Annotated in this window: 18 protein-coding genes; 11 read left to right on the forward strand and 7 right to left on the reverse strand. The window is 72.6% G+C overall.

The window, feature by feature from the left end:
* Window positions 1-29: 29 nt before the first annotated feature.
* The gene (locus JQN70_RS09340) at window positions 30-920 is read left to right on the forward strand and encodes a phytanoyl-CoA dioxygenase family protein (RefSeq protein ID WP_204131064.1); all 891 of its coding nucleotides are present in this window, start codon (window positions 30-32) and stop codon (window positions 918-920) included.
* 58 nt (window positions 921-978) lie between these two features.
* On the opposite strand, the gene JQN70_RS09345 is transcribed toward JQN70_RS09340, so the two are convergent.
* Entirely contained in the window at window positions 979-1,539 is a 561-nt protein-coding gene (locus tag JQN70_RS09345; RefSeq protein WP_204131065.1) for a hypothetical protein, read from the reverse strand.
* A 76-nt stretch (window positions 1,540-1,615) separates the two neighbouring features.
* Here JQN70_RS09345 and JQN70_RS09350 point away from each other — a divergent pair, with 76 nt between their 5' ends.
* From JQN70_RS09350 to glgB, 6 genes are all read left to right on the forward strand, one after another.
* Window positions 1,616-2,935, forward strand: a complete 1,320-nt coding sequence (locus JQN70_RS09350; RefSeq protein WP_307835896.1) for an alpha-hydroxy-acid oxidizing protein — start codon at window positions 1,616-1,618, stop codon at window positions 2,933-2,935.
* A 120-nt stretch (window positions 2,936-3,055) separates the two neighbouring features.
* Window positions 3,056-5,596 (forward strand): glycogen/starch/alpha-glucan phosphorylase, encoded by a 2,541-nt coding sequence (locus JQN70_RS09355; protein WP_204131067.1) that lies wholly within the window; start codon window positions 3,056-3,058, stop codon window positions 5,594-5,596.
* Window positions 5,597-5,672: 76 nt separating this feature from the next.
* Window positions 5,673-7,700, forward strand: coding sequence for an alpha-1,4-glucan--maltose-1-phosphate maltosyltransferase (locus JQN70_RS09360; protein WP_204131068.1), 2,028 nt, complete (start codon window positions 5,673-5,675; stop codon window positions 7,698-7,700).
* 14 nt (window positions 7,701-7,714) lie between these two features.
* Window positions 7,715-9,448: a maltose alpha-D-glucosyltransferase gene (gene treS, locus JQN70_RS09365; RefSeq protein WP_204131207.1), complete on the forward strand. Its 1,734-nt coding sequence runs from the start codon at window positions 7,715-7,717 to the stop codon at window positions 9,446-9,448.
* Entirely contained in the window at window positions 9,441-10,895 is a 1,455-nt protein-coding gene (locus JQN70_RS09370) for a maltokinase N-terminal cap-like domain-containing protein (protein ID WP_204131069.1), read from the forward strand. The genes treS and JQN70_RS09370 overlap by 8 nt, the downstream gene beginning before the upstream one ends.
* Window positions 10,892-13,117, forward strand: coding sequence for a 1,4-alpha-glucan branching protein GlgB (glgB, locus tag JQN70_RS09375; protein ID WP_204131070.1), 2,226 nt, complete (start codon window positions 10,892-10,894; stop codon window positions 13,115-13,117). Before JQN70_RS09370 ends, glgB begins: the two co-directional genes overlap by 4 nt.
* Before the next feature lie 114 nt (window positions 13,118-13,231).
* Here the strand turns inward: glgB and JQN70_RS09380 are convergent, their stop codons facing one another.
* The 3 genes from JQN70_RS09380 to sqr are packed head-to-tail and all read right to left on the reverse strand — an operon-like array spanning window position 13,232 to window position 15,355.
* Window positions 13,232-13,771 carry a DsrE/DsrF/DrsH-like family protein gene (locus JQN70_RS09380; RefSeq protein WP_204131071.1) on the reverse strand — a complete coding sequence of 180 codons (540 nt, stop codon included), beginning with the start codon at window positions 13,769-13,771 and terminating at the stop codon, window positions 13,232-13,234.
* A 1-nt stretch (window position 13,772) separates the two neighbouring features.
* Complete coding sequence (locus tag JQN70_RS09385; RefSeq protein ID WP_204131072.1) at window positions 13,773-14,087, reverse strand: TusE/DsrC/DsvC family sulfur relay protein; 315 nt, start codon at window positions 14,085-14,087, stop codon at window positions 13,773-13,775.
* 26 nt (window positions 14,088-14,113) lie between these two features.
* On the reverse strand, window positions 14,114-15,355 hold the full coding sequence (sqr, locus tag JQN70_RS09390) for a type III sulfide quinone reductase, selenoprotein subtype (RefSeq protein WP_204131073.1): 1,242 nt from the start codon (window positions 15,353-15,355) through the stop codon (window positions 14,114-14,116).
* A 116-nt stretch (window positions 15,356-15,471) separates the two neighbouring features.
* Here sqr and pgm point away from each other — a divergent pair, with 116 nt between their 5' ends.
* Window positions 15,472-17,136 (forward strand): phosphoglucomutase (alpha-D-glucose-1,6-bisphosphate-dependent), encoded by a 1,665-nt coding sequence (gene pgm, locus JQN70_RS09395; protein WP_204131074.1) that lies wholly within the window; start codon window positions 15,472-15,474, stop codon window positions 17,134-17,136.
* 80 nt (window positions 17,137-17,216) lie between these two features.
* Complete coding sequence (locus tag JQN70_RS09400) at window positions 17,217-20,618, forward strand: ATP-binding protein (protein ID WP_204131075.1); 3,402 nt, start codon at window positions 17,217-17,219, stop codon at window positions 20,616-20,618.
* Window positions 20,619-20,628: 10 nt separating this feature from the next.
* Here JQN70_RS09400 and JQN70_RS09405 read toward each other — a convergent pair whose 3' ends face one another.
* The gene (locus JQN70_RS09405) at window positions 20,629-21,366 is read right to left on the reverse strand and encodes a hemerythrin domain-containing protein (protein WP_204131076.1); all 738 of its coding nucleotides are present in this window, start codon (window positions 21,364-21,366) and stop codon (window positions 20,629-20,631) included.
* A gap of 211 nt (window positions 21,367-21,577) precedes the next feature.
* On the opposite strand from JQN70_RS09405, the gene JQN70_RS09410 reads away from it, so the two are divergent.
* Both JQN70_RS09410 and JQN70_RS09415 read left to right on the forward strand, forming a co-directional pair.
* Window positions 21,578-22,579 (forward strand): SDR family oxidoreductase, encoded by a 1,002-nt coding sequence (locus JQN70_RS09410; protein ID WP_204131077.1) that lies wholly within the window; start codon window positions 21,578-21,580, stop codon window positions 22,577-22,579.
* Window positions 22,580-22,656: 77 nt separating this feature from the next.
* Window positions 22,657-23,130, forward strand: a complete 474-nt coding sequence (locus tag JQN70_RS09415; RefSeq protein WP_204131078.1) for an Hcp family type VI secretion system effector — start codon at window positions 22,657-22,659, stop codon at window positions 23,128-23,130.
* A 9-nt stretch (window positions 23,131-23,139) separates the two neighbouring features.
* Here JQN70_RS09415 and JQN70_RS09420 read toward each other — a convergent pair whose 3' ends face one another.
* Window positions 23,140-23,673: a DUF1697 domain-containing protein gene (locus tag JQN70_RS09420; protein WP_204131079.1), complete on the reverse strand. Its 534-nt coding sequence runs from the start codon at window positions 23,671-23,673 to the stop codon at window positions 23,140-23,142.
* The gene (locus JQN70_RS09425; protein ID WP_204131080.1) at window positions 23,670-24,926 is read right to left on the reverse strand and encodes an ATP-grasp domain-containing protein; all 1,257 of its coding nucleotides are present in this window, start codon (window positions 24,924-24,926) and stop codon (window positions 23,670-23,672) included. Before JQN70_RS09425 ends, JQN70_RS09420 begins: the two co-directional genes overlap by 4 nt.

The raw sequence follows: 24,926 nt of genomic DNA on the forward strand, positions 1-24,926 counted from the left end.
CGTGATCCCGACCCGAGGAGCTACCGAGCATGACCGCGACCGCGCCCGCCCCCACGGGCTTCGAGCCGCTCGACCCGGCGATCCGCGAGCAGTACGACCGTGACGGCTTCGTCGTCATCAAGGGCGCGCTGCCCGAGGCGGACCGCGCGTACTTCGAGGACGCCGTCGACCGGATCTACGCCGAGGAGGAGGCCGCCGGCGAGCTGCGCCCCGACAAGTCGATCCACGTCATGGGCTGGCTGCACAAGGACCCGCGCTTCCCCGAGCTGCTCACCTGGCCCACGACCTTCCCCTACATCTGGGGGAACATGGGCTGGAACATCTACACCCACCACAACCACATCGACGTCAACCCCCCGAAGGACGAGCCGCCCTTCTGGAACTGGCACCAGGACGGGTACCGGCAGAACTCCGACCTCGACATGGACGTCCGCCCGATGTTCATGACGAAGATCTGCTACGCGCTGACCGACCTCTCCGAGCCGGGGTACGGCAACACCAAGGTCATCCCGGGCAGCCACAAGAACAACACCCTCGCCGGCCGCCCCGAGAAGCCGGGCGACCCGATCATCGAGCCCGAGGGCGCCGTCGAGGTCTGCCTCGAGCCGGGCGACGCGTTCATCTTCGACCGCCGCATCTGGCACAGCCGGTCGATGAACAAGAGCGAGCGCACCCGCAAGCTGATGTTCATCGGCTACACCTACCGCTGGATCCGCCCCCTCGACGAGGACGTCGCCGACCAGGACTCCGAGTGGTTCCAGAACCTCTCGCCGCTGCACCAGCAGCTGCTCGGCTACGGCCCGGACCACGCCTCGTTCTGGGGCATCAAGCAGTCCGGCTGGATCGACTACGAGATCCCGCTGGCCGCCGAGCTCAAGGAGCGGGGCCTGCTCGACCGGGCCATCCCGTACCTGCGCTGAGCCCGTCCGCCGCACGACGAGGCCCCCGGACCACGCGGTCCGGGGGCCTCGTCGGGGGTCAGGCGGTGGTGAGGGCCCCGGCCCGAGCGACCCGGAAGACCATGACGACGGTGAGGACCCCGACGACGGCCTCGGCGAGCCTCGCGGCCAGCCAGAGGAGGGTGACCGGCGCCGCGAGCGGCGAGTCGCTCGTCACGAGGAAGATGCTCGGGTCGGCGAGCAGCAACAGCACACCGACGACGAGGGCGGCGACCCGCAGGCGCGGGCCCCAGCGCTGGACGTCGGGATGCCCCGCCGCCGCCTCCTGCACGCCGGTGACGAGCCCGTAGAGCACGCCCGCGAAGACCACGGCCTGGACGACGAGGGCCGCGACGAGCAGCGGCTGGCCCACCGACTGCAGCGGCGTGCCCGTGACGAGCGAGACCGGGACACCGACCAGCGCGGCCGAGCGGGCCAGGACGAACCCGCGGGCCACGCCCTGCGCCCCGGTGAGCGCCACGACGAGCCAGACGTAGCCGACGACGTCCGGCAGGACGTCCCACAGGGCGACGCCGCTCCCGATGCGGAGGTCGAGGACGACGAGGAGCAGGCCCCACGGGGCCCAGGGGAAGCGCTGCACACCGGCACCCTACGGGCCGGGAGGCGCTGCGCCGGCCGGGTACCGCCGAGCGGCCGCTTCGGGTAGACAGGCGGTCGTGACGGGACGGGTGGAGCAGGTGGCCGAGGGCATCGGGCGGGTCGCGCAGTCGGCCATCTACCGGGCGGGCTCCTTCGGGCGCCGACCGGCCGTCCCCACCGACGGCGACCGGCTGGAGGCGGCGGCGGAGCGGACGATGTCGCGCCGAGGGTTCGCCTACGTCGCGGGGTCGGCCGGGGGCGAGGCGACGGCCCGCGCGAACCGGGATGCCTTCGGTCGCTGGCGGGTCGTGCCCCGGATGCTCGTCGACACCTCGCAGCGCGACCTGTCGGTCGAGCTGCTCGGCCGGCGGCACCCGAGCCCGCTGCTCGTCTCGCCCATCGGGGTCCTCTCCGCAGCACACCGCGACGCCGACCTCGCAGTCGCCCGAGCCGCGCGATCCGCTTCCGTCACAACGGTGCTCAGCACCCAGGCCTCGGTGCCGATGGAGGAGGTCGCGGCGACCCTCGGTGGCAGCGGCTTCTGGTACCAGCTGTACTGGAGCCGCGACGACGACCTCGCCGCCAGCCTCGTGCAGCGCGCCGAGGCCTGCGGCGCCGAGGCGCTCGTCGTCACCCTCGACACCGCCTACCTCGGCTGGCGCCCGCGCGACCTCGACCTCGGGCACCTGCCGTTCGCCCGCGGCGAGGGCATCGCGCAGTACACCTCCGACCCGGTCTTCCGGCGGCTCGTCGAGGGACGGGTGGCCGCGGCGGCCGCCGCCGAGCCCGCGCCGCAGCCGCGCCCGACCCCGGCCGCCGTCCGCACCCTGCTCTCGATGAGCCGCAACCACCCCGGCAGCACCCGCGAGAACGTCACGTCACCGGTCCCCCGGGCCGCCGTCGAGACCTTCCTCGACGTCTTCAGCCGCCCCTCGCTCACCTGGGACGACCTGCCGCGGCTGCGCGAGCTCACCTCCCTGCCGGTGGTGCTGAAGGGCGTGCTCCACCCCGACGACGCCCGACGCGCCGCCGACGCCGGCGTCGACGCCGTGTGGGTCTCGAACCACGGTGGGCGGCAGGTCGACCGGTCGGTCGGGGCGCTCGACGCGCTGCCGGGCGTCGTCGACGCCCTGCGCACGGCGGGCTCCGACCTGCCCGTCCTCCTCGACAGCGGCGTCCGCTCCGGCGCCGACGCCTTCGTCGCCCTGGCCCTCGGCGCCACGGCGGTCGGCATCGGGCGTCCGCACGTCTACGGCCTCGCGATCGCCGGGCAGGAGGGGGTCGAGGAGGTCCTGCGCAACGTCCTCGCCGAGCTCGACCTCACCCTCGCCCTCACCGGGTGCCGCACCCTCGCCGACGTCACCCGCGAGCGCCTCGTCCCCGCGCCCGGATCCTGACCGTCCCCCTGCGCGCCCCGCCGAAGTGTGCAAGCGTTTCCGCACCACGCCGCTACCCTGTCCAGCGCACCACCGTCGCTGCGTCAGCTCCACCCGCCCGGCCCCCGAAGGACCAGCCCGATGACCGACACCGCGCCCAGCCCCTCCGTGGTCTCCGACGAGTCCCCGTCGACCGACGTCCGCCGGATCGGCCCGGCCTTCCGGACGACGCACCCGCTGGCCTCCGGCCCGGTCGTCTCGCCGCAGACGACGGTCGACGGCTTCGTCGAGACCTTCCTCGGCGAGCTCAACTACGGACAGGGCACGCTGCTGTCGCAGTCGACGGTCAACGACCAGTACCTCGCGCTGGCCCGCACCGTGCGGCGCTACCTCATGGCCGACTGGCTCGAGACCGGCGCCCGCCGTCGCCAGGCGCAGCAGAAGACCATCGGCTACCTCTCCGCCGAGTACCTCCTCGGCCGCCAGCTCGGCAACAACCTGCTCGCCACGAACCTCCAGGACATCGCCGAGGACGCGATGCGCCGCTGCGGCATCGACATCGCGGCGCTGCGTGCCCAGGAGGTCGAGCCGGGCCTCGGCAACGGCGGCCTCGGACGCCTCGCGGCCTGCTTCGTCGACTCCCTCGCGACGATGGACGTGCCGTGCATCGGCTACGGCATCCGGTACGAGTACGGCATCTTCCGGCAGACCTTCGAGGCCGACCGGCAGGTCGAGCTGCCCGACTCGTGGCTCTCGCTCGGCAACCCGTGGGAGTTCCCGCACCCGGAGCGGCAGGTGCTCGTCGGGTTCGGCGGGCGCACCGAGACCGTCACCGACGCGGCCGGGGTCGAGCGCAGCACGTGGACCCCCGACTGGCAGGTCCTCGGGATGCCGTACCACTACATGGTCCCGGGCTTCCGCAACGGCGTCGTCAACACCCTGCGGCTCTGGAGCGCGCGGGCCACCCAGGACTTCGACCTCCAGATCTTCAACTCCGGCGACTACGCGCAGGCCGTGCGGGCCCAGACCTTCGCCGAGAACATCAGCAAGGTCCTCTACCCCGAGGACTCCACGCCGCAGGGCAAGGAGCTGCGCCTCCAGCAGCAGTACTTCTTCGTCGCCTGCTCGCTGCACGACTTCATCGACAACACGCTGCCGGCCGACTTCGACCTGCGTCGCCTCCCCGAGCGGATCATCTTCCAGCTCAACGACACCCACCCGGTCATCGCCATCCCCGAGCTGATGCGGATCCTCGTCGACCGCAAGGGCTTCGACTGGGACGAAGCGTGGGAGATCACCCAGGCCTGCTTCGCCTACACCTGCCACACGCTGCTGCCGGAGGCCCTCGAGGTCTGGTCGGTCGACCTCCTCGGCCGGCTCCTCCCCCGCCACCTCGAGATCATCTACCGCATCAACGAGGAGTTCCTCGAGCGCGTGCGCGAGGCCTTCCCGGGCGACGAGATGCGCGCCCGCCGGATGTCGATCATCGCCGAGTACCCGGACCGCGCCGTGCGGATGGCCTACCTCGCCACCGTCGCCGGGGCCAAGGTCAACGGCGTCGCCGAGCTGCACAGCCAGCTGCTCCGCGACAAGGTGCTCCCCGACTTCAGCCAGCTCTGGCCCGAGAAGTTCACGAACGTCACGAACGGCATCACGCCGCGGCGCTTCGTCCGGCTCGCCAACCGCCGGCTCTCCGAGCTCGTCACCGACACCATCGGCGACGGCTGGGTCACCGACCTCGACCGGCTCCGCGAACTCGAGCCCTGGGCCGACGACGCCGCGTTCCGCGCCGAGTTCCGCCGGGTCAAGCGGGAGAACAAGGAGCGTCTCGTCAAGCTGCTCCGGGTCCGTGACGGCCTCGAGCTGCCGACCGACACGATGCTCGACGTCATGGTCAAGCGCCTCCACGAGTACAAGCGCCAGACCCTCAAGCTGCTGCACATCGTCTCGCTCTACGAGGGCGTGGTCTCCGGGCGCGTCCCCGCCGAGGACCTCACCGCGCGCACGTTCGTCTTCGGGGCCAAGGCGGCCCCCGGCTACCACATGGCCAAGGAGATCATCTTCCTCGTCAACGCGGTCTCCGACACCGTCAACGCCGACCCCGCGGTCGCGGGCCGGCTCACCGTGGCCTTCCCCGCGAACTACAACGTCACCCTCGCCGAGAAGCTCATCCCGGCCGCCGACCTCTCCGAGCAGATCTCGCTCGCGGGCAAGGAGGCCTCGGGCACCGGCAACATGAAGTTCGCCCTCAACGGGGCGCTGACCATCGGCACGGACGACGGCGCGAACGTCGAGATCCGCCGGCTCGTCGGCGACGACAACTTCTTCCTCTTCGGGATGACCGAGCCCGAGGTCGAGCGGCTGCGCCCGGGCTACTCCCCCTCGTCGTACTACGAGGAGAACCCGCGCCTGCGGGCCACCATCGACCTGCTCGCCAGCGGCCACTTCACCGGTGGCGACCGCCGCGCCGTCGCGCCGGTCATCGACAACCTCCTGCACCAGGACTCGTTCATGGCCCTCGCCGACTTCCAGTCCTACCTCGACGCCCAGGAGCGGGTCGACGCCGCCTACGCCGACGAGGACGCGTGGTCGCGCTCGGCGATCCTCAACGTCGCCCGCTCCGGGTTCTTCTCGTCGGACCGCTCGATGCGCGACTACCTCGAGCGCATCTGGCACGCCTGAGACCCGCTGTCCGACCGGTGGTCGGGTGCGCCGCCGAGGGTGGGTCGCCCGCTGCCGTCCGTGTAGGTTCGGTGGGGTGAGTGATGCCTTCCGCACCGCCCCTCCGCAGGTCCCGATCGGCCGCATCCCGGTCCAGGACGTCAGACCCGTCGTCGACCACGGCGCCCGCCCGGCGAAGGCCGTCGTCGGCGAGGAGCTCGAGGTCGTGGCGACCGTCTTCCGCGAGGGCCACGACGCCGTCAACGCGACGCTCGTGCTCACCGACCCGGACGGCGCCGAGCAGCACCTGCCGATGACGTGCACGAACCCCGGCCTCAACACCTGGGTCGCCCGGGTCACGCCCGAGCGCACCGGCTGGTGGTCCTACCGCGTCGAGGGTTGGTCCGACCCCTACGGCACGTGGGAGCACGACGCGACGATCAAGGTCGCCGCCGACGTCGACACCGAGCTGATGCTCGAGGAGGGCGCCCTCGTCCTCGAGCGCGCCCTCGACGAGGTCGAGCGCACCGCCGCCCAGGAGCAGGTCCTCGTCGACGCCGTCAGCGCGCTGCGCGACGCCACGCGCGGCGACGTCGTGCGCCTCAAGGCCGGCACCGACCCCGCCGTCGAGCTCGAGCTCGGCGAGCGCCCGCTGCGCGACATGGTCTCCCCCTCGGCCGAGCACCCCCTGCTCGTCGAGCGCGAGCGCGCCCTCTACGGCGCCTGGTACGAGCTCTTCCCGCGCAGCGAGGGCGCCACCTACGACGAGAAGGAGCACCGCTGGCGCACCGGCACGCTGCGCACCGCGGCGAAGCGCCTGCCCGCGGTCGCCGACATGGGTTTCGACGTCGTCTACCTCACCCCGGTCCACCCCATCGGGCAGGCGGCGAAGAAGGGCCCGAACAACACCCTCGACGCCCGCCCCGAGGACCCCGGCAGCCCCTACGCCATCGGGTCCGCCGACGGCGGCCACGACGCCATCCACCCCGACCTCGGCGACTTCGACGACTTCGACGCGTTCGTCGCCGAGGCCCGCCGGCTCGGCCTCGAGGTGGCGATGGACCTCGCGCTGCAGTGCTCGCCCGACCACCCGTGGGTCACGAGCCACCCCGAGTGGTTCACCACCCGCGCCGACGGCACGATCGCCTACGCCGAGAACCCGCCGAAGAAGTACCAGGACATCTACCCGCTGAACTTCGACAACGACCCCGACGGCATCTACCGCGAGGTGCGCCGCGTCGTCCAGGTCTGGATCGACCACGGCGTCGAGATCTTCCGCGTCGACAACCCGCACACCAAGCCGGTCGAGTTCTGGCAGTGGCTGATCGCCGACGTCGCGCAGGACCACCCCGACGTCATCTGGCTCGCCGAGGCCTTCACCAAGCCGGCGATGATGCACACGCTCGCCAAGGTCGGTTTCCAGCAGAGCTACACGTACTACGCGTGGCGCAACACCGCCGCCGAGATCGAGGAGTACCTCACCGAGCTCTCCGGCGACGCCGCCGCGTACATGCGGCCGTCGTTCTGGCCCACGACCCACGACATCCTCACGCCGTACATGCAGTTCGGCGGTCCCGCGGCCTGGAAGGTGCGGGCCGCGCTGGCGGCCACCCTCGTGCCGACCTACGGCATCTACGCGGGCTACGAGCTGATGGAGCACGTGGCCCGTCCCGGCGCCGAGGAGCAGATCGACAACGAGAAGTACGAGTTCAAGGACCGGCGATGGGCCGACTACGAGCCCGGCGGCGCCAAGGAGGGTCAGTCGCTCGCCGGCTGGCTGACGATGCTCAACACCGTCCGCCGTGAGCACCCGGCCCTGCACCGGCTGCGCAACATCCGCTTCCACCACGTCGACGACGACAACTTCGTCGCCTTCTCCAAGCGCCGCACGCTGCCCGACGGCACCGACGACGTCGTGCTCGTCGTCGCCAACCTCGACCCGCACTCCACGCGGGCCACGACGCTGCGCCTCGACCTGCCGGCGCTCGGCTTCGAGCCCGGCGACTCCCTCGAGGCCCACGACCTCGTCACCGACCAGACCTGGACCTGGCAGCGCGACGTCTACGTGCGGCTCGGCCCCGAGGTCGAACCGTGCCACGTGGTCTCCCTGAGGAGGCCCTGGTGACCGCGATCCCCGGCATGGGCCACAGCACCCCCGGGCTCGGCATGAACCAGCCGGGCCTGCGCCACGACCCCGAGTGGTTCCGCACCGCCGTCTTCTACGAGGTGCTCGTGCGAGCCTTCGGCGACAGCAACGGCTCCGGCGAGGGCGACTTCGCGGGCATCATGAACCGGCTCGACTACCTCCAGTGGCTCGGCGTCGACTGCCTCTGGCTGCCGCCGTTCTACGCGAGCCCGCTGCGCGACGGCGGCTACGACATCGCCGACTACACCCAGGTGCTCCCCGAGTTCGGGACGCTGCCGGAGTTCAAGGAGCTCATCAACCAGGCGCACGCCCGCGGCATCCGCATCATCACCGACTTCGTCATGAACCACACGAGTGACCAGCACCCGTGGTTCCAGGCCTCGCGCAGCGACCCCGAGGGCCCGTACGGCGACTTCTACGTGTGGTCCGACACCGACGACCGGTACACCGACGCGCGGATCATCTTCATCGACACCGAGACCTCGAACTGGACCTTCGACCCGATCCGCCGGCAGTTCTTCTGGCACCGGTTCTTCGGCCACCAGCCCGACCTCAACTTCGAGAACCCGGCCGTCCACGAGGCGATGTTCGACGTCGTCCGGTTCTGGATGGACATGGGCATCGACGGCTTCCGGCTCGACGCGGTGCCGTACCTCTACGAGGAGGAGGGGCACAACGGCGAGAACCACCCGAAGACGCACGAGTTCCTCGCCCGGCTGCGGGAGATGGTCGACACCGAGTACCCGGGGCGCATCCTGCTCGCCGAGGCCAACCAGCCGCCGAAGGACGTCGTCGACTACTTCGGCACGCCCGAGGCGCCCGAGTGCCAGATGTGCTTCCACTTCCCGGTGATGCCGATGCTCTACTACGCGCTGCGCGAGGAGCGGGCGGCCCCGATCATCGACGTCCTCGCCGACACCCCGCCGATCCCCGAGGGCTCGCAGTGGGGCACCTTCCTGCGCAACCACGACGAGCTGACCCTCGAGATGGTCACGCCCGAGCAGCGCGCCGCGATGTACGGCTGGTACGCCCCCGACCCGCGGATGCGCGCCAACGTCGGCATCCGGCGCCGGCTCGCGTCGCTCCTCGACAACAGCCGTCCGGAGACCGAGCTCATCCACGCGCTCCTGCTCTCGCTACCGGGCTCGCCGTGCCTCTACTACGGCGACGAGATCGGGATGGGCGACAACATCTGGCTCAACGACCGCGACGCCGTGCGCACCCCGATGCAGTGGACCCCCGACCGCAACGCCGGCTTCTCCACCGCCGACCCCGGCAAGCTCTACCTGCCGGTCGTCCAGTCGCTGGTGCACCACTACAACCACGTCAACGTCGAGGCCCAGATGGCCACCGGCTCCTCGCTGCTGCACTGGGTGCGCGGCATGCTCGCGGTCCGTCGCGAGCACCCCGTGTTCGGACTCGGCGACTTCACGGTCTGCGAGTCCTCCCACGACCGCGTCCTCGCCTACGTGCGCACCGACCGGCGCGACCGCGACGTCGAGGACCGCTCGGCCCGGGCCGTCCTCTGCATCAACAACCTGTCGTCCCGGCCGCAGGCCACGACGATCACCCTCCCCGAGGAGTTCGCCGGGTCCTGGACGCGGGACCTGTTCGGCGGCACCGGTTTCCCCGATGTCGCCGACGACGGGACCATCACCGTCACCCTCGGCTCCCGCGACTTCTTCTGGCTGGCGCTCGACGCCCCGCCGGGAGGCGACCGTGGCTGAGATCCACACCGGCGCCACCCTCACCCCGAGCAAGCGCGAGCTGCTCGAGGAGTGGATGGGCTCCCAGCGCTGGTACGCGGCGAAGGGCCGGCACCCGCGCACGCGTCGCCTGTACTCGTGGCGGCTCGACGACCCCGCGGGCGAGGTCGGGATCGAGACGATGGTCGTCGTCGACGAGTCGGGCGACGAGCCGGTCGTCTACCAGGTGCCGCTCACCTACCGCGGCGAGCCCCTGGCCTCGGCCGACCACGCCCTCGTCGGCACGATGGAGCACTCGGTGCTCGGCAAGCGGTGGGTGTACGACGCGCCGCACGACCCGGTGTACGCCAGGCAGCTCCTCGAGCTCGTGCAGGGCCGCGTGCGCGCCGCCTCGTCGTCCGCGTCCGACGCCGTCGACGAGTCGGTCTCCGGTGTGCCGCAGGCCAGCTGGACCCGCCCAGTTCGTGTGGCGTCGTCCCGCGTGCTCACCGGCGAGCAGTCGAACACCTCGGTCATCCTCGACACGACCGACGACGACGGCCACCACGTGCCGCTCATCGTCAAGGTCTTCCGGATGCTCTCCCCCGGCGAGAACCCCGACGTCGTTCTCCAGGGCGCGCTCGTCGACGCCGGGTCGCGTCGCGTGCCGGCCGTCGTCGGGTCGGTCGCCGGTGGGTGGCCGCACCCGACCCCGGAGGGGGACCGCCCCGCCACCGGCCACCTCGCGTTCGCCCAGGAGTTCCTCCCCGGGGTCGAGGACGCCTGGCGCGTGGCCCTGCGCGCGGCCGAGGAGGGCGCCGACTTCACCGAGCCCGCGCGGGCCCTCGGGGCCGCGACCGCCGAGGTGCACCACGCGCTCGCCGACGCCCTCGGCACCACCCCCACCTCCGCCGAGCAGGTCGAGGCCATCCTCGCCGGGATGCGGGTGCGCCTCGACGCCGCCGTCGACGCCGTCCCCGACCTCGAGCCGGTGCGCGCCGCGGTCGAGTCGGTGCTCGCCGCCGCCGCGGACGCCGACTGGCCGGACCTCCAGCGCATCCACGGCGACTACCACCTCGGCCAGGTGCTGCGGTCCCCCGAGCGCGGCTGGGTGCTCCTCGACTTCGAGGGCGAGCCGCTGCGCCCGCTCGACGAGCGCTCGCTGCCCGACCAGTGGGTCCGCGACGTCGCCGGGATGCTGCGCAGCTTCGACTACGTCGGGGGCACCCGCGAGCAGGTCGTCGGCCACTCGGCCCGCGCCTGGGTCACCGCCGCCCAGGAGGCCTTCCTCGACGGCTACGCCGCGGAGGCCGGCGAGGACCCCCGGACGCGCGAGGCCGTGCTCGCGGCCTTCGAGCTCGACAAGGCCCTCTACGAGGTGGTCTACGAGGCCCGCAACCGCCCCGGGTGGGTCGGCATCCCGCTCGGCGCCGTGCGCCGCCTCACCGACCGCTTCTCCCCCGCCACCTCGCAAGGAGATCTCTCGTGACCCCCACCCCGAGCCCCGAGGTCGGGGGCGCCATCACCGCCCTCGTCCAGGGTCGCCACCAGCAGCCGCACGACCTGCTCGGTCAGCACATGGAGCCCGGCGGGCTCCGCATCCGCGTCCTCAAGCCGCTCGCGACCTCGGTCCGGGTGCGCTTCGAGGACGACGAGGAGCTGGTCCTCGAGCACGAGGCCGAGGGCGTGTGGACCGGTGTGCGCACCGACGCGACGCGGACGATGGACTACCGCCTGCTCGTCGCGTGGGACGACGGCATCGAGCACGAGCAGGACGACCCGTACCGGTTCGCCCCGACCCTCGGCGAGGTCGACCTGCACCTCGTCGGCGAGGGCCGGCACGAGCAGCTGTGGACCGTCCTCGGCGCGCGGGTGCACGAGTACCCGGGCCCGATGGGCTCGGTGCGCGGCACGTCGTTCGCCGTCTGGGCGCCGCGGGCCAAGGCCGTGCGCGTCGTCGGCGACTTCAACGCGTGGGACGGCCGGGTCCACCCGATGCGGATGCTCGGGTCGAGCGGCGTCTGGGAGCTGTTCGTCCCCGGGGTCGGCGCGGGCGACGTCTACAAGTACGAGATCCGCGGTGCCGACGACGTCGTGCGCTCCAAGGCCGACCCGATGGCCCGGCGCACCGAGTGCCCGCCGCGCACGGGGTCGGTCGTCGACGAGGCCACCCACACGTGGGACGACGCCGACTGGATGGAGCGCCGGGCCGCCGGCGACCCGCACGAGGGCCCGATGAGCGTCTACGAGGTGCACCTCGGGTCGTGGCGCCAGGGCCTGACCTACCGCGACCTCGCCGAGCACCTCGTCAACTACGTCACCGACCTCGGGTTCACGCACGTCGAGTTCCTCCCGGTCATGGAGCACCCGTACGGCCCGTCGTGGGGGTACCAGGTCACCGGGTACTACGCGCCGACCGCGCGGTTCGGGACGCCCGACGACTTCAAGTACCTCGTCGACACGCTGCACCGCGCGGGCATCGGCGTCATCCTCGACTGGGTGCCGGGTCACTTCCCGCGCGACGAGTTCGCCCTCGCCCGCTTCGACGGCCTCGCCCTCTACGAGCACCCGGACCCCCGCCGCGGCGACCAGCCGGACTGGGGCACGCACGTCTTCGACTTGGGCCGGCTCGAGGTGCGCAACTTCCTCGTCGCCAACGCCGTGTACTGGCTCGAGGAGTTCCACGTCGACGGCCTCCGGGTCGACGCCGTCGCCTCGATGCTCTACCTCGACTACTCGCGCCGTGACGGCGAGTGGATCCCCAACGTCCACGGCGGCCGCGAGCACCTCGAGGCCATCGGCCTGCTCCAGGAGGCCAACGCCACGGCGTACAAGCGGGTCCCCGGCATCGTGACCATCGCCGAGGAGTCGACGTCGTGGCCGGGGGTCACGAAGCCGACGTCGGCCGGCGGGCTCGGGTTCGGGCTCAAGTGGAACATGGGCTGGATGAACGACACGCTCCGCTACCTCCACGAGGAGCCGGTGCACCGCCAGTACCACCACAACCTGCTGACCTTCTCGCTGATGTACGCCTTCAGCGAGAACTTCGTCCTCCCGATCAGCCACGACGAGGTCGTCCACGGCAAGGGCTCGCTGCTGACGAAGATCCCGGGCGACCGGCCCGAGCAGCTGGCGACGCTGCGGGCCTTCCTCGCCTACATGTGGAGCCACCCCGGCAAGCAGCTGCTCTTCATGGGCAGCGAGTTCGCCCAGCCGCAGGAGTGGGCCGACGGCCGCTCGCTCGAGTGGTGGCTGCTCGACCACGCCGCGCACCACCGGGTGCACGCACTCGTCAAGCAGCTCAACGGCCTCTACCGCGAGCACCCGGCGCTGTGGGCCCTGGACGCCCAGCCGGCCGGGTTCCGCTGGCTCGACGCCGACGACAACACCGGCAACCTGCTGTCCTACCTGCGCCACGAGCGGGCCGACGGGTCCGGCGACGTCGTCGCGACGGTCGTCAACTACAGCGGCGAGGACAAGGAGTGGGTGCGCCTCGGCGTGCCGCGGTCCGGGCAGTGGGAGGTCGTCCTCGACACGAGCGGCTACGACGAGGCCGGCACGCCGAGCCAGGCGGGCAACCGGCTCGAGGCCGAGGCGGCCCCGTGGAACGACCAGCCGTACTCGGTCACCGTGCGGGTCGCCCGGCTGTCGACGGTCTACCTCGTCCCGGTGCCCGGCACCGAGGTCCCGGAGCCCGAGCTCACCCTCTGACCTGCCGAGCCCGACGCCGACCGTGCATCGATCGACACATTCGTCGATTGATGGACGCCGGCTCGAACCCCGACGTCCACCAAGTGACACATTCGTCGATTGCTGGACGGCGGCTCAGATGAAGAGCAGCTGGGCTCCGTCGGTGAGCTCGATGAAGTCGCTCGCCGAGATGATGCCCTCGACGCCCTCGTAGAGGTCGTCCTCGGTGAGGTGGTTCATGTCCGCCGACATCCGGCAGGCCCACAGGTGCACCCCGGAGGCCGAGAGCAGCTCGAGGAACTCGGGCACCTCGGGCACGTCCTGCTCGGCGATCTGCTTCTTGAGCAGCGCCGTCGCGGCGGCCGTGGCCCCCGGCAGCGCGCCGAGCATGTGGTGGATGCCGAGGCCGGTGTGGCCCGGTGGGTGCATCGCGGTGTTGCCGACGAAGGAGAACTTCAGGTCGCCCATCGTCGCCTTGTTGATCATGTCGAAGCCCCAGAAGGTGAAGAACAGGTGGGTCTCGACGCCCTCCCCGATCGCCGCGTTGGCGAGGATCAGGCCGGGGTAGGCCATGTCGAGGCTGCCCTTGGAGCAGATGATCGCGAGCTTGCGGCCCTCGCTCGACGGGTCGTCGAACGACGGGACGATGGCCGGCGCGGTGTCGGTGGCGGTCATGTCACACGCATCCCTTCGGCTTGGGCAGGCCGGAGACGTAGGCCATCTTCTTGGCCGGCTTGCCGGGGAACAGGGTGAAGAGGGTCTTGACGGGGGTGCCGGTCTGCGTCGAGACGCGGCGCAGGGTCGCGGTCTCGCCCTGGGCGGCGTAGTCCTCGCGCAGGAAGTGGATGAGCTTCCAGTGGTCCTCGGAGAGCTGGAGGCCGATGAGCTGGGCGAGCTCGGGCGCGAGGTCCTCGCTCCACTCCTCGGGCCGGGTGAGGAAGCCCTCCTCGTTGACGTCGACCTCGTGGCCGGCGATCGTCGTGGTGGTCATCGTGCGGGTCCTTTCGGGGGTTCGGTTCAGGCGGGCTTCTTGCCGGACATCGACATCTCGGCGGGCAGGCCGAGCGGGCGTCCGGGGAGGAGGGCGTTCCAGTAGACGTGCCGGAACGCGAGCTTGCCGAGGTGGTTGGCCCGCGACTCCGCGAGCAGCCGCATCGGCCCGACCTTCGGCAGCGGGAAGGTGCCGGTGAGTGGTTCGGTGTCGTAGTTGAAGTCGAGGAGCAGGGCCTTGCCGTGGCCGGACTCGACGAAGCAGTTGGCGTGCCCGTCGAAGGAGTGCGTCATCGGCCGGCCGGCGACGTGCTCGACGAAGTTGTCGACGAAGACGTCGACCGAGAAGTGGGCGACCGACCCCGCCTTGCTCGTCGGGATGTTGCTCGCGTCGCCGAGCGCGAAGACGTCGTCGTACCCCGTCGCGAGGAAGGTGTGCTTGTCGACCGGCACATAGTTGAGCTCGTCACCGAGGCCCGACGCGGCGACGAAGTCGGCGCCCATGTTCAGCGGCACCGTGACGAGCTGGTCGTAGGCGACCTCGCGCTCGTCGTACGAGACGAGCACCTTCCGGTCCTGGTCGATGCGCTCGACCATGAAGTCGGGCTCGACGTGGATGTCCTTGTCCTCCAGCAGCTTCCCGAGGGTCCGGCTGGCGACCGGCTTGGTGAACGCGCCGTCGAGCGGGGTGACGAAGACGAGCTCGGTGCGCTCGCGCAGGCCGCGCTGGCGCAGGAAGTCGTCGGCGAGGAAGGTGAACTCCAGCGGCGCGACCGGGCACTTGATCGGCAGCTCGGTGATGTGGACGACGAGCCGCCCCCCGGTGAACCGGTCGAGCCGGTCGCGCAGGGCGAGCGCGCCCTCGTAGGTGTAGAACTCACCGACCTCGCAGTGCCACTGCGGACCGAGGGTGCCCTCGGTCTGGTCCGGCCGCGGGGTCGTCCCCGTCGCGATGACGAGCTGGTCGTACGGCAGGGTCCGACCGCCCTCGAGGCGCACCTCGTGGGACGAGGTGTCGACCCGCTCGATCTCGCCCATGACGAGGTCGACGCCGTCGTGGATGAACGGGCGCTTCGTGCGCCGGATCTGGTCGGGGGTGTTGAGCCCGAACGGGATGAAGAGGTACCCGGGCTGGTAGTCGTGCACGTCGTCCTTGTCGACGACGGTGATCGACCAGTCCTCCCGCGGGAGCCTCCGGCGCAGCTTGTTGACGATCATCGTCCCGGCCGTTCCGGCCCCGAGGACGACCAGGTTCCGTGGCGTGGTCATACCTCATTACTACTCTTCGTAGTACCCGATGTGTACCCCCCGGGGCATTGTCGCGGTGTGATCTCGCGGACACCGCTCCTGTACCCCCGTGGCGCGGTTCTGCGAGGATCGAGGCCATGAGCTCCTCGCGCGCCGGACAGCCCGCACAGCCCTCCGACCTCGTCGACGTCGCCGCGCTGGTCACCGCCTACTACACGCGCGAGCCCGATCCCGAGAACGTCGACGAGCAGGTCGCGTTCGGCACCTCGGGGCACCGCGGCTCGAGCCTCAAGACCTCGTTCAATGAGGCGCACATCCTCGCGACGACGCAGGCCATCTGCGACTACCGCCGCGAACAGGGTTACGACGGACCGTTGTTCATCGGTCGCGACACCCACGGGCTGTCCGAGCCGGCATGGTCCAGCGCCCTCGAGGTGCTCGTCGCCAACGACGTCAGCGTGCTCGTCGACGCCGCCGACCGGTACACCCCGACCCCGGCCGTCTCGCACGCCATCCTCGTCGCCAACCGGGGCAAGGTCTCCGGCGTCGACGACATGCCGGCCGGCCGGGGGCTCGCCGACGGCATCGTCGTCACCCCCTCGCACAACCCGCCCACCGACGGCGGCTTCAAGTACAACCCCCCGCACGGCGGCCCCGCCGACTCGGACGCGACGAAGGTCATCGCCGCCGCCGCGAACGCCTACATCCGGGCCGGGCTCGAGGGGGTGCGGCGCGTGCCGTTCACGCGCGCCCGCGCGACCGTCGGCACCTACGACTTCCTCGGCACCTACGTCGACGACCTACCCTCGGTGCTCGACCTCGACGCCGTCCGCGAGGCCGGGGTCCGCATCGGCGCCGACCCGCTCGGTGGCGCGGCGGTCGACTACTGGGGCGCCATCGCCGAGCGGCACCGCCTCGACCTCACCGTCGTCAACCCGCTCGTCGACCCCACGTGGCGGTTCATGACCCTGGACTGGGACGGCAAGATCCGGATGGACTGCTCGTCCCCGTCGGCGATGGCCTCGCTCATCGCCCGGCGCGACGAGTACGACGTGGCGACCGGCAACGACGCCGACAGCGACCGGCACGGCATCGTCACCCCGGACGCCGGGCTGATGAACCCCAACCACTACCTCGCGGTGGCCATCCAGTACCTCTACGGCGGGGCCCGGCCGGACTGGCGGGCCGACGGGTTCATCGGCAAGACGCTGGTGTCCAGCTCGATGATCGACCGGGTCGCCGAGGACCTCGAGCGGCGGCTCGTCGAGGTCCCGGTGGGGTTCAAGTGGTTCGTGCCCGGGCTGCTCGACGGGTCCGGCCCGTTCGGCGGCGAGGAGTCGGCCGGCGCGTCGTTCCTCCGGCGCGACGGCTCGGTGTGGACCACCGACAAGGACGGCATCCTGCTCGCCCTCCTCGCCTCCGAGATCATCGCGCGCACGGGGAAGACGCCGTCGGCGCACTACGCCGACCTCACCGCCCGCCACGGCGAGCCGGCCTACGCGCGCATCGACGCCCCCGCGAACCGCGAGCAGAAGGCGAAGCTCGCCGCCCTCTCCCCCGACGACGTCGCCGCCGAGTCGCTCGCCGGCGAGCCGATCACCGCCAAGCTCACCGAGGCGCCCGGCAACGGCGCGGCCATCGGTGGCCTCAAGGTGGTCACGGAGTCGGCGTGGTTCGCGGCCCGACCGAGCGGCACCGAGGACGTCTACAAGATCTACGCCGAGTCCTTCCGGGGACCCGAGCACCTCGCGCAGGTGCAGGCCGAGGCCAAGGACGTCGTCTCGGCGGCCCTCGGCGGCTGACCGGGGCGCGGTGCGTCCCCCGCCGTCTTCCCCTGCCGCGAGGGGTGTTCGGCGCGACCCTGCCTCACTAGGGTGACGCCGTGGAGGTCGGGGTGCTCGGGAGCACCCTCGTCGTCGGTCCGGACGGGGGTGCGCCGACCCTCGCCCGCAAGCCGCGCGCCGTGCTCGCGGCCCTGGCGCTCTCCCCCGGCCGCGACGTCAGCGCCGACCGCGTGGTCGACCTCGTGTGGGGTGGCAGCCCACCCCCCGGGGCGCACGGGACCCTGCACGCCTACCTCAGCACCCTGCGTCGGGTCTTCGAGCCGGGGCTGGCGCCCCGGACCGCCTCCTCGGTCATCGCCACCACCGACGACGGCTACCGCCTCCTCCTGCCCCCCGAGCGGGTCGACGCCGTGCGCTTCACCCACGAGGTCCGCCGGCTGCACGCCGGAGTCGCTCCCCTGTGGTCGCAGCTGGGCGCGGGTCGATCGCCCGCCTGGCCGTCGGCGACCGAGGCGGCCGCCCTCGCGGACGCCCTCGACCAGGCCCTCGCCACGTGGCGGGGGCCGGCCTTCGCCGACCTCGGGGACCACCCGGACGTCCTCGCCGAGCGCGCCGCCCTCGACGAGCTGCGGGCCACCGCCCAGGAGGACCTCCAGGTCGTCCTCCTCGCCCTCGGAGAGCACGCGGCCGTCGTCGCCGCGAGCGAGCAGTCGGTGGCCCGCGACCCGCTGCGCGAGCGCAGCCGGTGCCTGCGGGCCCTGGCCCTCCTGCGCTCCGGGCGCCAGGTCGAGGCCCTCGAGGACCTGCGCACCCACCGGACGCTGCTCTCGGACGAGCTGGGCCTCGACCCGGGCCCGGACGTCCGCTCGCTCGAGGGCGCGCTCCTGCGCCAGGACCCCGCCCTGTGGTCCACCCTCGTCGACCTCCCGGACGAGGCGGCCGCGTCCCTCCGCCCGGCTCGGCCCGCGCACCCCGCCGATCCCGGGCCCGGGCCGGCCACGCGCCCGGGCGCCGCGTGGCGCACCGTCGGCCGCGAGCGCGAGGCCGCGGCCCTCGAGGCGCTGGTCGTGGACACGGTGGCCGGCCGGCCCGGCGTCGTGCTCGTCGTCGGCGAGCCGGGCATCGGCAAGACCCGCCTCGTCCACGACACCGTCGGCGTCGCGCAGCGCCTCGGGGCGACGAGCGCGGTGGCCCGGTGCTCGCACGACGACGGCGCCCCGCCGCTCTGGCCGTGGTACGCGCTCCTGGAGGCGCTGGGGGTCGAGCCCCCGGACGCGGCGGCCGCAGCGGACGAGGACACCGGCGGACCGCAGCGCGCCTTCGCCGTGCAGGAAGCGCTGGTGCGGGCGGTGCGGCAGCGGGCCCGCCGCGACCCCCTGCTGCTCGTCGTCGAGGACCTGCACTGGGCCGACACCCGGACCCTGCGGGCCCTGGCCCACCTCGTCACCTCGCTGGAGCCCGGCGACCGGGTCGGGCTCGTCCTGACCCGCCGACGCCACCCGGAACCCGCGGGCGCGCTGCTCGACCTGGGCGCGGTCCTCGCGCGCCACGGCGCCGGCCTCCTGGAGCCCGCGGGGCTGGACGCGTCCCAGGCCCACGCCCTCGTCGACGAGCTCGTCGGGGACGCCGGCCACGCCCCGGTGGCGACGTGGTGCGCCGACACCGGCGGCAACCCCTTCTTCCTCGTCGAGCTCGCGCGCACCGGACTGGCCGGTGGCGGGTGGCACGACACAGTGCCCTCCTCGGTCACCACGGTCGTGGCGGAGCGGCTGGCCGGGCTGCCCGAGGAGACCCGCGACGCGCTGCTCGTGTGCGCGGCGCTCGGGCGCGAGTCCTCCCCGCTGCTGCTCGCCCACGTCGGCGCCTCGAGCCCCGACGCGGTGCTCGACCTCCTGGAGCCCGCCCGGCGCATCGGCATCGTGTCGGTGCGCGAGGACGGCCGGGTCGCCTTCGAGCACGCCCTGAGCCGGGACGCCGTGCTCGCCGCCGCCCCGGTCGGTCGGCTGTCGCGGGTGCACGCGCGCATCGCCCAGGCCCTGGAGTCAGCCCCGGCGCTCGGGCTCGGCGAGGCGGAGCGCACCTACGAGCTGGCACGGCACTGGCGCTCGGCGGGCCCGGTGCACGCCGCCTCGGCGTGGCGGGCTGCCACCGCCGCCGCGGGACTGGCGCGGAGGGACTGGGCCAACGTGGAGGCGACGACCCTGCTCGAGGACGCGCTGCAGAGCCATCCACTCGACCCCGCCGGCACCCCCGAGGAGCGCTACGACCTGCTCCTCGCCCACGCCGAGGTCGCCGCCCGCGCCGCCCGGTGGAGCGCGGTCGTCGACAGCGTCGTCGACGCGGTCCGGCTCGCCCGCGACGCCGACGACCCCGGACGGGTCGCGACGGCCGTGGCCGCCCTGAGCCGGTACAACATGTGGCTCCCGCAGGCCTACGGCGTGGTGCCCGAGGACCTCGTCGACGACCTGCGGACCGTCCTGCGCTCGCCGACCGCGCAGGACCCGACCACCCGCTGCCGGCTGATGCTCGCCCTCGCCCTCCAGCTGTACTACGCGCCGGGGTACGAGCCGGAGGTGGAGGCCCTCGTCGACGAGGGGCTGGCCCTCGCCCGTCGAACGGGCGACCCCGAGCTGCGGTGCTGGGCGGCCCGGACCGCGTGGTTGTCCCTGTGGCGGGGCCGGTACCTCGAGCGGCGCGTCGAGCTCGCCACGGAGGAGATCGACGAGGCCCGGGCGTGCGGGGACGAGGCCGCGGAGGCCGTCGGGCACGCCGCGCTCGCCGGGGCCTGCGTCGAGGGCGGCGACCTCGCGGGCTGGCTCGAGCACGCCGGGGCCGCCGAGTCCCTCGCCCGGCGCCGACGCCTGCCCTACGTCGAGTTCGCCCTCGGCCTCGTGCGCCTCAGCCTCGACCTGATGGCGGGTCGGGCCGCCGAGGCCGACGCGATGGACGCCCGGCTGCGCGAGCTGCGCGGGGAGGTGACCACCCCGGCCGACGACTCGATGGACTTCGCCCTCGCCTTCGCGGCGGCGGCGTGGCGCCCCGAGGTGACCCCCGTCGTCGCCGAGGCCTTCCGGCAGGTCATGGAGGCCGATCCCGACCCCTTCCTCGCGGTGGGGGCCCTCTTCCAGCTCGCCCGGGCCGGCCGGGTCGAGGAGGTGCGCGCCCAGCTGGCCCGCAGCCCCCTCCCCCCGGTCCCCGACCTCTGGCACGCCACGATGGAGGCCGCCGAGCGGGCCGACATCGCGGGCCGCACCGGCGACCCGGCCCCCGCCCGGCAGGCGCTCGACACGCTGCGCCGCACGAGCGGACGGATGGTCGTGGCCGGTGTCTCCGTCGGCTTCGGCCCGGTCGACGGCTACCTCGGGGTCGCGCTGGCCGTGCTCGGCGAGACCGGCGAGGCCGCCCGGGCCGCGTCCCGGGCCGAGTCGCTGGCCGCCGCGTGGGGGCTCACGACCTACCTCGACTGGCTCGCCGAGCGCCGAGCCACCCTCGGGTTCTGACCCCGACCGCTCAGGGGGCGTCGGCGTAGCGGAAGGTCCTCCGCTCGCCGCGCGCGAAGCGCCCCCGGACCAGGGCGTGAATCACTGAGTACACCGGACCGGCGAGGGCGACCATCCGGCGGCGGCCCTCCTCGGGCAGCCCGTACAGCGCCCAGCCCACGAGGAACGGTGCCTCCTTCAGCGGGTAGTACTCCTGGACGCCCTTCTCGGCGGCGGCGAACTCCTCGACGGTCCAGACGCGCTGGAGCATCGGCAGGACGACGCCCTCCTCGTGGGCCAGGTGCTCGAGCAGCAGCTCCTGCAGGCCGGCCACCCGCACGTCGAGCGCGTTGCGGTGGGCATCGCACGGGTGGTCGCGGAGGGCGGCGAAGGCGGCGCCGCAGGCCTCGAGCTCGGGGTCGATGCCGGCGTGCTCGTCGGCCATCGCCGCGACCTCGGCCCGGTCCTCGTCGGAGCCCCGCTCGGCGACCGCCGCCGCAAGCAGCGGCCAGTACGCCTCGTCCTCGGCCGTGTGGTGGTGGTGCAGGACCGCGGCGAAGCGGACCCATCGCGTGTGCAGCGCCTGCCAGGTGCTGCTGTCCCCGGTCGGGGTGCGCGGCACCGCCCGACGGAACGCGTCGAGGTCGCGGCGCAGCGCGTGGTGCATGACGTACATGCCGGTCTGGTCGTGCGGGCCCTCCGCGACGTGGCTCTGGCCGGGCAGGTCGAGCTGGTGGGGGTGCTGCAGGACGGTGCTGTCGTGGTGCACGGGTGCTCCTCGGGTCGTGCGGCCACCGGTCGGGGCCGTCTGCGACCCACCGTGGCGGGCACCGCTTGACCCCGGCTTGGGTCCGGGCCCCCCGCCGGCCGTCGGCGGCCCAAGCCGGACGCAAGGGGCGCCGAAGCCTGTCGCGGGAGGGTCGTCCCCGTCACCAGCAGCGGGCCCGGCGCCGACCGGCCCACCCACCGAAGGAGCTCCGATGCACCCCACCCACCAGCCCGACGTCCTCGTCCTGGGCGGCACCGGCCTCATGGGCCGCGAGGTGCTGGCCGCCCTGCGCCGCCGCGGCGCCGGCGCCCGCGTCCTCGTCCGCGACCCCGCCCGCCTCGCCGGCACCGAGGGCCTCGACGTGCGCGTCGGGGACCTGCGCGACCCGGAGGACCTGCGGTCCGCCCTGGTCGGCATCCGGGTCGTCTTCCACATCTCCCCGCACGAGGACGACGAGGTGGCCCTGAGCACCGCCGTCGTCCGGGCCTGCGAGGCCGCCGGCGTCCGCATCGTCTTCGCCGGGGTCGCCGTCGGGGGCAACCCCCTCCTCGCCTGGGTCCTGCGCCGCTACTACGGGCACGTGCTGCCGCGCTACCGGGGCAAGATCGCGATCTCGCGGATGGTGCAGACGTCGGCCACCCGGCCGGTCGTGCTCGCCGTCAGCAACTTCATGCAGAACGACGAGGTGCTCCTCGACGTCATCCGCGACGGGAAGCTCGTCCACCCGTGCCACCCCAAGGGCCTCAACCGGGTCGACCTGCGCGACCTCGGCGAGATCGCGGCCACGGTCCTGCTCGACCCGGACTTCCCGTCGGGGACCTACCCGGTCGTCGGTCCCCGCTCGGTCACCGGCCCGGAGTGCGCAGCCGCGTGGGCCGCGGCGCTGCACCGGCCCGTCCGCTACGTCGGGGACGACGACGCCGCGCTCGAGCGGGCGCTGCGGGCCCACCTGACCGGCCACCGGCTCGAGGACTGGCTGTCGTCGCTGCGGCTCATCCGCGGGTTCGCGGTGCCCACCTCGGCCAAGGACCTCGCGACGACCGAGCGGCTGCTGGGCCGGCCCGCCACGCCCTTCGCGCAGTTCGCCGAGCGGGTGGCGCGCGAGCACCACCTCGTCGAGGGTGGGGCGCCGGCCGCCCGTCCCTCCGAGGCGACCGGGTCGGCTCCTGCGCGAGGTCGAGGAGGAGTACGCGTGGGCCCGAGCGACCGTTGACACCGGACGGGTGCCGGGTCGACGGTGTCCCTGACGCGGCGCCCGGTCGGCGCCGGCGCGGGCAGGAGGCGTGGACCATGGCGATCTTCGCGAGGATCGGCACCATCAAGGGCGAGTCGCAGGACGCGCGACACCGCGACGAGATCGACGTCCTGGCGTGGTCGTGGGGCGTCTCGCAGACGGCCGCGGCGGGCCACGGTGGCGGAGCCGGGTCCGGCAAGGCGACCTTCCAGGACTTCGTCCTCACCCACCACATCGACCGCGCCTCGCCGCTGCTGCTCAAGGCCTGCGCCACCGGTCAGCACGTCAAGGACGCGACGGTCACCGTCCGCCGCCCCGGCGGCGGCCAGCAGGAGTACCTCGTCATCACCCTCGGCGACGTTCTCGTCTCCGGCGTCTCGATGGGGGTCTCCGAGGACGGCAGCACCCACGAGACGGTCATCCTCTCGTTCGCCCGGGTCGACCTCGAGTACCGGCCGCAGAAGCCGAACGGCTCGCTGGGCACCGGCGTGCGGTTCACCCACGACCTGAGGACCGGCAAGACCGGCTGAACCGAGTTCCTACGCGGCCTCGATCTTCGCGACGAGCTTGGTGAGCATCGTGACGTTGCGGCTCGTGCTGCTCAGCGGGCCGAGCACCTTCTCCCAGTCGCGTCGCGCGAGACGGGAGTCGGTGGACTTGCCGCGCATGTGCCAGTGCACGTCGGCGCCGTGGACGACGAGGGTCTCGAAGTCGTTCGACAGCTCCTCGAGACGTCGGGCGTCGGCCGCGCCCGGAGCCTTCTTGAGGAAGGTCACGAAGTGCGTGTCGCCCGGGGAGAGGTCGAACGGCCGGGCGTCGAGGACGGTGCGCAGCTGGGCGGCCGTGCGGACGAAGGTCGTGCACTCGAAGCCGAACTCGTCCTCGAGCGCCGTCTCCATCGCCGACTCGACCGAGGCGCGCGAGCCGGTGGTGTCGAACACGACGTTGCCGCTGTTGACGTAGGTCCACACGTCGTCGTACCCGAGTCCCTCGCAGACCGACACGAGCCGTGCCATCGGCACGCGCCGCTTCCCGAGGTTCACCGCCCGCAGCAGACCCACCCGGATGCTCATCCGCCTGAGCCCGCCGTCTGCTGGTCGGAGAGCCACAGCCCGAGCAGCCCGCCGAAGTGCGCCTCGAACCGGTCCCACTCCTGCGGCGGGTAGGTCTGCTGGATGGTCGAGGTGAGCAGCCGCCGGAAGTCGTCGCCGGCGATCCAGTCGAGGACCATCTCGTCGACGTGGGCGAGGGTGCTCTCGCAGAAGGCGCGGTAGCGCTCGGCCTCGAAGTAGTCGTCGGCGAGCGACTGGTACGCCGCGAGCCGCCCCTCGTGGTCGAGGAGCTCGTCGTCGGCGACGGCGAACCACGGGGCGGTGTCGACCTGGGTGCGCGGTGCCCGACCGGTGACCGTGCAGAACGCGGTCCACCGCAGGAGGGCGCTCATCGCCCACGGGAAGTAGTAGTGCAGCGAGGTGACCGCGACGTCGGGGCACGCGTTCGCGTAGTCGATGGGGTACACGACCCCGTCCTTGACGAGCATCTCGCAGGAGTTGAACTCCCAGCGGAAGAACGCGTTGACGGTCTGGCTGATGGTGACGACCTCGCGGCCGACCTCCTCGTCGAGGAACCCGTGCGCGACGGCATACCGGTCGTGCATCGGCTCGTCGGGCCGGAACTTCATGACCATCGTCTCGGGGCCGATGGTCAGCGAGCGCGCGAAGTGCTCGAAGTCGGGGACCGACGCCTGGAGGTGCATGAGCATCTCCCCGGAGTCGTCGTAGGAGCGGTGCAGGTCGTCGCGGTCGCGGACCATCGAGACGCCGCGCCAGCCCCCGCCGTCGAACGGCTTCATGAAGAGGGGGTACCCGAGCGAGTCGGCGATCTCGTCGAGATCGAAGCCGCGGTTGTACTTCGCCGAGGTGTAGGCCCAGCGCGCGTTGTCGACGGGGTTCTTGTACGGCACGAGCACCGTCTCGGGCACGTTCATCCCGAGCCGCATCAGCGCGCAGTACGCCGAGTGCTTCTCCATCGACTGGAACGTGAACGGGCTGTTGAGCAGGTACACGTCGTCCATGAGCGCGACCTTCTTGAGCCACTCGCGCGGGTGGTAGTACCAGTGCGCCAGCCGGTCGATGACGAGCTCGTGGCGCGGCCGGTCACGCAGGTTGAACGGCTCGATGGTCATCCGCTCGGTGGTCAGCGTGTGCTCGGTGCCGTCGGGCGCGCGCAGCACCCCCAGCCGGCGGGCGAGGGACTCGAAGGCTGTGGGCCAGTCCTCCTCGGCGCCGAGGAGCAGCCCCACGAGGTGGTCGGTCGGTGCGGGCAC

This window comes from Phycicoccus sonneratiae (genome assembly GCF_016887965.1).
Taxonomy (GTDB): domain Bacteria; phylum Actinomycetota; class Actinomycetes; order Actinomycetales; family Dermatophilaceae; genus Phycicoccus; species Phycicoccus sonneratiae.

Excerpts from the sequence above, each read along its gene's own strand:
- JQN70_RS09340 (WP_204131064.1), top strand. The coding sequence starts at position 30 with ATGACCGCGACCGCGCCCGCCCCCACGGGCTTCGAGCCGCTCGACCCG.
- JQN70_RS09355 (WP_204131067.1), top strand. The coding sequence starts at position 3,056 with ATGACCGACACCGCGCCCAGCCCCTCCGTGGTCTCCGACGAGTCCCCG.
- treS (WP_204131207.1), top strand. The coding sequence starts at position 7,715 with ATGGGCCACAGCACCCCCGGGCTCGGCATGAACCAGCCGGGCCTGCGC.
- JQN70_RS09380 (WP_204131071.1), bottom strand. The coding sequence starts at position 13,771 with ATGACCGCCACCGACACCGCGCCGGCCATCGTCCCGTCGTTCGACGAC.
- JQN70_RS09385 (WP_204131072.1), bottom strand. The coding sequence starts at position 14,087 with ATGACCACCACGACGATCGCCGGCCACGAGGTCGACGTCAACGAGGAG.
- sqr (WP_204131073.1), bottom strand. The coding sequence starts at position 15,355 with ATGACCACGCCACGGAACCTGGTCGTCCTCGGGGCCGGAACGGCCGGG.
- pgm (WP_204131074.1), top strand. The coding sequence starts at position 15,472 with ATGAGCTCCTCGCGCGCCGGACAGCCCGCACAGCCCTCCGACCTCGTC.
- JQN70_RS09410 (WP_204131077.1), top strand. The coding sequence starts at position 21,578 with ATGCACCCCACCCACCAGCCCGACGTCCTCGTCCTGGGCGGCACCGGC.
- JQN70_RS09415 (WP_204131078.1), top strand. The coding sequence starts at position 22,657 with ATGGCGATCTTCGCGAGGATCGGCACCATCAAGGGCGAGTCGCAGGAC.
- JQN70_RS09420 (WP_204131079.1), bottom strand. The coding sequence starts at position 23,673 with ATGAGCATCCGGGTGGGTCTGCTGCGGGCGGTGAACCTCGGGAAGCGG.